Origin of the sequence: Halomonas alkalisoli, from assembly GCF_021412585.1 — a bacterium.
GTDB classification, from domain to species: Bacteria; Pseudomonadota; Gammaproteobacteria; order Pseudomonadales; family Halomonadaceae; genus Halomonas; species Halomonas alkalisoli.
Genome location: NZ_JAKCMI010000039.1, coordinates 1 through 8,188, shown reverse-complemented (window position 1 = coordinate 8,188; position 8,188 = coordinate 1). Strand labels below are relative to the sequence as shown.

Genomic DNA, 8,188 nt, shown 5'->3' with positions numbered 1-8,188 from the left:
GGCGACACCTTCGAGTCGCGCAACCCGGCGACAAACGAGATCCTGGCCCAGGTGGCAAGCTGCGACGCCGTCGATGCCGAGCTGGCCGTGACCGCGGCCCGGGCGGCCTTCGCCGGCGGCGAGTGGTCCCGCCTGGCGCCGAGCAAGCGCAAGAAGGTGCTGCTGCGCCTGGCCGATCTGATGGAAGCCAACAAGCACGCGCTGGCGCTGCTCGATACCCTGGACATGGGCAAGCCGGTTTCGAGCTCGCTGGGCGACATGAATGGTGCCATCGCCTGTATCCGCTACCAGGCCGAGTGCATCGACAAGCTCTACGGCGAGGTGGCGCCCACCGGCGAGGACGCCCTGGCGCTGGTGCTGCGCGAGCCCATCGGCGTGGTGGCGGCCATCGTGCCGTGGAACTTCCCGCTGATGATGACCGCCTGGAAGATCGCCCCGGCGCTGGCCGCCGGCAACAGCGTGATCCTCAAGCCCTCGGAGAAGTCACCGCTCTCGGCGCTGCGCCTGGCCCAACTGGCGAAGGACGCGGGGATACCGCGTGGGGTGTTCCAGGTGCTGCCCGGCTTCGGCCATACCGTGGGCAAGGCGCTGGCGCTCTCCATGGAAGTCGACTGCCTGGCCTTCACCGGCTCCACGGCGGTGGGCAAGCAGCTGATGCAGTACGCCGGCCAGTCCAACCTCAAGCGGGTCTACCTGGAGTGCGGCGGCAAGTCGCCCAATATCGTCTTCGCCGACTGCAAGGAGCTTGACCGGGTGGCGAGCCACGCCGCCGCGGCGATCTTCCACAACCAGGGCGAGGTGTGCATCGCCGGCTCCCGGCTGCTGGTGGAGAACGCGATCCGCGAGGAGTTCGTCGAGCGCGTATTGAAAGCGGCGGAGACCATGCAGCCCGGCGATCCGCTCGACCCCGAGAGCTTCATGGGTGCCATCGTCGACGAGACCCAGCACCGGCGCATCCTCGACTACATCCGCCAGGGTGTGGAAGAGGGCGCGCGGCTGCGCACCGGTGGCCAGGCCATCGACGGCCCGGGGTTGTTCATTCCGCCCACGGTCTTCGATGGCGTCACGCCACAGATGACCATCGGCCGCGAGGAGATCTTCGGCCCGGTGCTGGCGGTGTTCGGCTTCGACAGCGAGGAGGAGGCCGTGGCGATGGCCAACGACACGCCCTACGGACTCGCCGCGGGGCTATGGAGCCAGGACATCGACCGCATCATGCGCGTGACCCGGCGGCTGCAGTCAGGCCAGGTGTTCGTCAACAACTGGGCCGGGGGCGACCAGACCATGCCCTTCGGCGGCGTGAAGCAGTCGGGTAACGGCCGCGACAAGTCGCATCACAGCCTGGAGGAGTACTCCAGCCTCAAGAGCGTGTGGATCAGCCTCGCCACCTGAGCGAGCCGCTCGGGAGAGGCTTTTTACAGCAACGAGGCCGGTCCCATGGGGCCGGCCTCGTTGTCTCTGGGGACTGCCGCTAATCCGATCAGCCGCCGCCGGCAGCATCACCTCGCAGGAACCGAAGGCCGACAAGCTGTCGTCTCAGCGCGACGGGCCCGGGCGGGGCTGCTGCTGGGTGATGCAGTGGATATTGCCGCCGCCGAGCAGGATCTCCCGGGCCGGGACACCGACCACTCGCCTGTCGGGGAACAGTTCCTGGAGAATGTCGTAAGCCTGCTCGTCGCAGGTCGGGTCCAGCAGAGGCATGACCACCACGGAGTTGCCGATATAGAAATTGACGTAGGAGCCTGCCATGCGATCCCCGGGCCGGCGCGGGTGGGAACTGTCGAGGCGATCGAGGCCGCTGGCCTCATCCTCTTCGATGTACAGCGGACCGGGCTGGGGCAGCTTGTGAACGCATAGCTCACGGCCCCTGGCATCGGACGTCGATTCCAGTACGGCCAAGGCTTCCCGGCAGATGGCGTGCTGGGGGTCGTCTTCGTCATCGCACCAGGTCAGCACAACCTCTCCGGGGGCGACGAAGCAGCACAGGTTATCGACATGTCCATCGGTTTCGTCCAGGTGGCAGCCCCGGGGCAACCAAATGACCTTGTCGACCCCCAGGGTGTCCTGAAGCACCCGCTCCATATCGGCGCGACTCACCGCTGAATTGCGATTGGGATTGAGCAGGCACTCCTCGGTGGTGATCAGGGTGCCCTCACCGTCCACATGGAGGGCGCCCCCCTCCAGAACCACCGGCGCCGCGAAGCGCGGGATGCCAAGCATCTCGGCGATCTTGGTGCGGACGCGCCGATCCTTGTCCCAGGGGAAGTAGAGACCGCCATCCAGCCCGCCCCAGGCATTGAACTGCCAATCCACCATCGCCAGGCGCCCGTCGGGGTGGGTCAGGAAGGTGGGGCCCACGTCGCGCATCCAGGCGTCGTTGCTGGAGAGCTCTACCACGCGAACCTGGGGCGGCAACTGGTGGCGGGCATTCTCGTACTGCTCGTCGTTGACCCCGACGTAGACGGTTTCGCTCTCGGCGATGGCCGTGGCGACCTCCACGAAGGCCTGCTGGGCCGGCTTGGCACCATAGCGCCAAGTATCCGGCCGCTGGGGCCAGAGCATCCAGCAGGCGTCGTGGGGGGCGAACTCGGCGGGCATGGCGAAGCCCTGGGCCCGGGGCGTCGGTTCGGCGGTCGGGGTGTCGATCATTGGCTCGTTCATGATTGGTCTCACAGGTGGCCTACCATCAGGAAGATACCGGCGGCGATAACGGCGGCGATCAGCACATAGGGCAACTGGGTCAGGGCATGGGCCATGGGCGTGCAGCCGCTGCCCTGGGCGGAGAGCACCGTGGAGTCGCCATAGAAGCAGGCGTGGCTGCCGAAGGCGCTGGCGGAGATCAGGGCGCCGATCACCAGCGGCATATGGCTGTCCATGCTGGCTGCCAGCGGCAGCACGATAGGCATGGCCACGGCGAAGATGCCCCAGAAGGAGCCGGTGGCGAAGGCCAGGAAGGCCATGGTGACGAAGACCACCGCCGGCAGCATGCCCGGGGTCATCAGCGGCTGGACGGTGGCGATCACATAGTCGGTGAGCCCCAGCACATCGTTGACCTCCTTGAGGGTGAAGCCGGCCACCAGGGTGCCCAGCGGCATGATCATCGCCTTGAAGCCATCGAGGGCGGTGTCGAAGGTGTCGTGGAAGCTCAGCAGTCGCTGGGCGGCGATCAGCACCAGGGTCACGGCCAGCGCCACGATCACGCCGCGCAGGATGTCGATCTCGTAGTACCAGGTGAAGAAGATCAGGGTGGCGATGGGCAGCAGGAAGTTGAGCAGGTGCGGGCGTTTCTTGCCGGTGTCCTCGACCTCCAGGGCATTGTCGTCGACGCCTGCCGGCATCAGCTGGCCGGCGGCGGCGCGGGCCTCGGCGGCCCTCATGGGGCCGAGGTTGGGAATCCAGCCCATGGCCACCAGGGGTACCACGGCGGCGGCTACCCAGGCGTAGAACATATAGGGAATGGACTGGATATAGAGGCCCATGCCGTTGCCGGCGACATTGTTCTCCTCCAGCAGGCCGGCGAAGAACACCGCCCAGGTGGAGAAGGGCACCAGGATGCAGATCGGCGCCGCCGTGGAGTCGACGATATAGGCCAACTTCTCCCGGGAGACCTGGAAGCGGTCGGTGATCTTCTTCATCGAAGCGCTGATGGTCAGCGCATTGAGGTAGTCGTCGACGAAGATAACGAGGCCGAGTAGCCAGGTGGCCAGCAGGCTCTGGCGGCGGCTGTGGATGCGCTTGGTGACGGCGTCGCCGAAGCTGAGCACGCCGCCGGTCTTGACCAGCAGGGCGATCAGGCTGCCGAACAGGCCGCAGACCAGGATGATCCAGGTGACGGTATCGTTGCCAAGCACCGTCAGCAGAATGTCCGAACCCTGCGATACCACTGTGGCGGGTTCGATCATGAGTAGTCCAACCACCGCCCCTGCCAGCAGGGATTCGATGGTTCGGCGGGTAACGATGGCCATGCCCAGCACCACGGCGGTGGGGAGCAGGCTCCAGGGGCCAAAGGTTTCCATACAAGACTCTCTTTTATCGTTATGGTTGTTGGTTCATGCGGGGGCCGGATAACCGGCCCCGGGGCGCTTACAGGTAGCCATCGGCCTTGAGTGAAGCCGTGGTGGCGGCGAAGGCCTCGTCGAGGATCGCCACCACGCGATCTACCACCTCGCGGTCCCAGATCAGCGGCGGCGAGAGGATATTGAGGTGACCCACCGGGCGAATGATCAGGCCGCGTTTCTGGGCTTCGGCGGCAACCCGGTCGCCGACTCGCGCTTCTACCGGAAGCAACTCCTTGGTGGCCTTGTCGGCGACGTTCTCGATGGCCAGCATGAAATGGCTGCCGCGCACGTCACCGACAGTCTCGTGATCCGCCAGGGTCTTGAGCTTCTGCGCCAGGTAGGGGCCCACCTCGCGGACGTTCTCGCAGATCGCCTCGCGCTCGATGATCTCGATGTTCTTGAGTGCCGCGGCACAGCTGACCGGGTGGCCGGAGTAGGTGAAGCCAGTGCTCAGCACGCCGCCCTTGCGCTGAGGTGTGCCCAGCACCTTGTAGATATCGTCGGAGATCAGGGTGGCACCGAGGGGGGCGTAGCCGGAGGAGAGTCCCTTGGCGCAGTTGATGATGTCCGGCTGGGTATCGTAGACCGCCTCGGAGGCGAAGAAGTGGCCCAGGCGGCCGAAGCCGGTGACAACTTCATCGGCGATAAAGAGGATGTCGTTGGCGCGGCATACCGCCTGCATGCGGGCATGGTATCCCTGGGGGGGCATCAGCACGCCACCCGCGCCCATGATCGGCTCGGCAATAAAGGCGGCGATATTGTCGGCACCGATCTCGGTGATGCTCTCCTCGAGTTCGGCCACCAGGTGATCGCAATACTCCGCTTCGCTCATGCCCTTGGGCCGACGATAGAGGTTGGCTTCGCTCAGGTGCGTGACCAGGTGGTCCAGGGTGTCGAAGTCCCAGTTGTTGCTTTCGATGCCGGTCAGGGTGGCGGCCAGGTAGGTGGTGCCATGATAGGCGTTGCGGCGTGACAGGATACGCTTCTTGCTCGGCTTGCCCAGGCGGTTGAAGTAGTAGTGCACCAGGCGGATGGTGGCGTCGTTGGCTGCTGACCCGCCGCAACTGAAGAAGACGTGGTTGAGGTTTGCCGGTGCCAGCTCGGCGAGCTTGGCGGCCAGTTCCGCCGCCGGGGCGTTCGACAGGTTGTTGAAGGTGGAGAAATAGGCCATGCGGGTAGCCTGTTCGGCCATGGCCTGGCCGATCTCGGCACGGCCGTGGCCCACATTGACGCACCACAGGCCGGCAATGCCGTCGATGAAGCGGTTGCCCTGGGCATCCTCCACATAGATGCCGTCGCTGTCCACGATCAGATCGCAGCCTTTCTCATGGAACAGGCTGAAATCGGTGAAGGGATGGATAAAGTGATCCTTGTCCTTCTGCCAAAGCGTGCGGCGATCGTAGCGTAGTGACGAAGGGGTGCTGCCAGCGGTTCGATGGGTCGTTGTCATGGTTGGCTCCTCACAAGTGACAGAGCCAGCCTACGAAGATGTGCCCCGTCGTCGGTATATCCTGATTGGGGTATATCGCCGCTGCGACCTTCCCGCCTAGGGTGGCTGGGAACAATCAAAAGGGAGACACCCATGACGGTTTCTATCGACGGCCAGCGGCTCTGGTCGAGCTTGATGGCCATGGCCGAGATCGGCCCCACCGCGAATGGCGGCAGCTGTCGGCTGGCGCTCACAGAAGAGGATGCTGCCGGGCGGCGCCTGCTGATCGAGTGGTGCGAGGCGATTGGCTGCAGGCTGCGGGTCGATCGGGTCGGTAATCTCTTTATCCGGCGCCCGGGAAAGCATGATGACCTTGATCCGGTGGCCACCGGGAGTCACCTGGATACCCAGCCGAAGGGCGGACGCTTCGACGGTATCCTCGGGGTGCTGGCGGGGCTCGAGGTGTTTCGCACCCTGCACGACCAGGGCATCGTCACCGAGCGGCCGCTGGAACTGGTGGTGTGGACCAACGAGGAGGGCAGCCGCTTCGCCCCGGCCATGGTGGCTTCCGGCACCTATGCCGGCGAGTTCAGCGAGGAATACACCCTGTCGCGCCAGGATCGCGATGGCGTGACCCTGGGCCAGGCCCTGGAGGCCAGCGGTTTTGCCGGCGAGATGCCGGTGGGCGAGCCGCGCCTGGCAGGCTACTTCGAGCTGCATATCGAGCAGGGCCCGGTGCTGGAGGAGGAGAACCAGGCCATCGGCGTGGTGACTGGCGCCCAGGGCATGCGCTGGTTCGACGTGACCCTGCGTGGCCAGACAGCCCACGCCGGCCCGACGCCCATGGGCTATCGGCGTGATGCCTTGGCTGGCGCAGCGCGGTTGATCGATTGCCTGCAGCGCCATGCCCTGGCGGACACCAGCGGCGGCACCAAGGTCACCGTGGGCTGCCTTGATATCGACAGCCCCTCCCGCAACGTCGTCCCCGGTGAGGTGCGCCTCACCCTCGACCTGCGCCATGTGGAAGAGAGTGAGCTGGATGCCCTGGAAGCCCTCTTCGAGCGAGAGTTGGCGGCCGTCGCCGAGACCTTCGGTATCGAAACCCGAAGCGAGCGGGTCTGGGCCTCACCTGTCGTCGAGTTCGATGCCGGTTGCATCGACGCCGTGGAGCGGGCCGCCCAGGCCCAGGGCGTGCCTTACCGCCGCATGATGAGCGGCGCCGGCCACGACGCCGTCTATGTCTCCCGGGTGGCCCCCACGGCGATGATCTTTATTCCCTGCCGCGACGGTATCAGCCATAACGAGGCGGAGTACGCCAGCCCGGAGCACTGCGCCCTGGGCGCCCAGGTGCTTTTTGATGCCGTGCTGGAGCGGGCCAACACCCTGGAGGCGAGCCAATGAGCGCCACCCCGACAGCGATTCCAACCACCAAGGCCGACTGGCAGGCCCTGGCTGAGGGGCTAACCCAAGGCCAGGCCCTTGAGGCCCGTGCCTATATCGACGACGCCTTCGTCGCCGCCGCGAGCGGCGACACCTTCGAGTCGCGCAACCCGGCGACAAACGAGATCCTGGCCCAGGTGGCAAGCTGCGACGCCGTCGATGCCGAGCTGGCCGTGACCGCGGCCCGGGCGGCCTTCGCCGGCGGCGAGTGGTCCCGCCTGGCGCCGAGCAAGCGCAAGAAGGTGCTGCTGCGCCTGGCCGATCTGATGGAAGCCAACAAGCACGCGCTGGCGCTGCTCGATACCCTGGACATGGGCAAGCCGGTTTCGAGCTCGCTGGGCGACATGAATGGTGCCATCGCCTGTATCCGCTACCAGGCCGAGTGCATCGACAAGCTCTACGGCGAGGTGGCGCCCACCGGCGAGGACGCCCTGGCGCTGGTGCTGCGCGAGCCCATCGGCGTGGTGGCGGCCATCGTGCCGTGGAACTTCCCGCTGATGATGACCGCCTGGAAGATCGCCCCGGCGCTGGCCGCCGGCAACAGCGTGATCCTCAAGCCCTCGGAGAAGTCACCGCTCTCGGCGCTGCGCCTGGCCCAACTGGCGAAGGACGCGGGGATACCGCGTGGGGTGTTCCAGGTGCTGCCCGGCTTCGGCCATACCGTGGGCAAGGCGCTGGCGCTCTCCATGGAAGTCGACTGCCTGGCCTTCACCGGCTCCACGGCGGTGGGCAAGCAGCTGATGCAGTACGCCGGCCAGTCCAACCTCAAGCGGGTCTACCTGGAGTGCGGCGGCAAGTCGCCCAATATCGTCTTCGCCGACTGCAAGGAGCTTGACCGGGTGGCGAGCCACGCCGCCGCGGCGATCTTCCACAACCAGGGCGAGGTGTGCATCGCCGGCTCCCGGCTGCTGGTGGAGAACGCGATCCGCGAGGAGTTCGTCGAGCGCGTATTGAAAGCGGCGGAGACCATGCAGCCCGGCGATCCGCTCGACCCCGAGAGCTTCATGGGTGCCATCGTCGACGAGACCCAGCACCGGCGCATCCTCGACTACATCCGCCAGGGTGTGGAAGAGGGCGCGCGGCTGCGCACCGGTGGCCAGGCCATCGACGGCCCGGGGTTGTTCATTCCGCCCACGGTCTTCGATGGCGTCACGCCACAGATGACCATCGGCCGCGAGGAGATCTTCGGCCCGGTGCTGGCGGTGTTCGGCTTCGACAGCGAGGAGGAGGCCGTGGCGATGGCCAACGACACGCCCTACGG

At 66.2% G+C, this 8,188-nt stretch carries 6 protein-coding genes; 3 read left to right on the top strand and 3 right to left on the bottom strand.

All coding sequences use genetic code 11. The features are described 5' to 3' along the window. Positions 1-1,392: aldehyde dehydrogenase (locus tag LY622_RS17500; protein ID WP_234292063.1), on the top strand; the 1,392-nt coding region annotated here is incomplete at its 5' end. A 144-nt stretch (positions 1,393-1,536) separates the two neighbouring features. Here LY622_RS17500 and aguA read toward each other — a convergent pair. The 3 genes from aguA to LY622_RS17485 all read right to left on the bottom strand — a co-directional run bounded on the left by aguA (position 1,537) and on the right by LY622_RS17485 (position 5,508). After that, entirely contained in the window at positions 1,537-2,661 is a 1,125-nt protein-coding gene (gene aguA, locus LY622_RS17495; protein WP_234292062.1) for an agmatine deiminase, read from the bottom strand. Between the two features lie 8 nt (positions 2,662-2,669). Next, complete coding sequence (locus LY622_RS17490; protein WP_234292061.1) at positions 2,670-4,016, bottom strand: Na+/H+ antiporter NhaC family protein; 1,347 nt, start codon at positions 4,014-4,016, stop codon at positions 2,670-2,672. A gap of 67 nt (positions 4,017-4,083) precedes the next feature. Next, complete coding sequence (locus LY622_RS17485) at positions 4,084-5,508, bottom strand: aminotransferase (protein WP_234292060.1); 1,425 nt, start codon at positions 5,506-5,508, stop codon at positions 4,084-4,086. Positions 5,509-5,640: 132 nt separating this feature from the next. Between LY622_RS17485 and LY622_RS17480 the strand changes: the two genes are divergently transcribed. Then, entirely contained in the window at positions 5,641-6,888 is a 1,248-nt protein-coding gene (locus LY622_RS17480; RefSeq protein WP_234292059.1) for a M20 family metallo-hydrolase, read from the top strand. Beyond that, positions 6,885-8,188, top strand: a 1,304-nt coding sequence (locus LY622_RS17475) for an aldehyde dehydrogenase family protein (RefSeq protein WP_234292058.1), incomplete at its 3' end; no start/stop codon positions are given. The genes LY622_RS17480 and LY622_RS17475, both read left to right, overlap by 4 nt.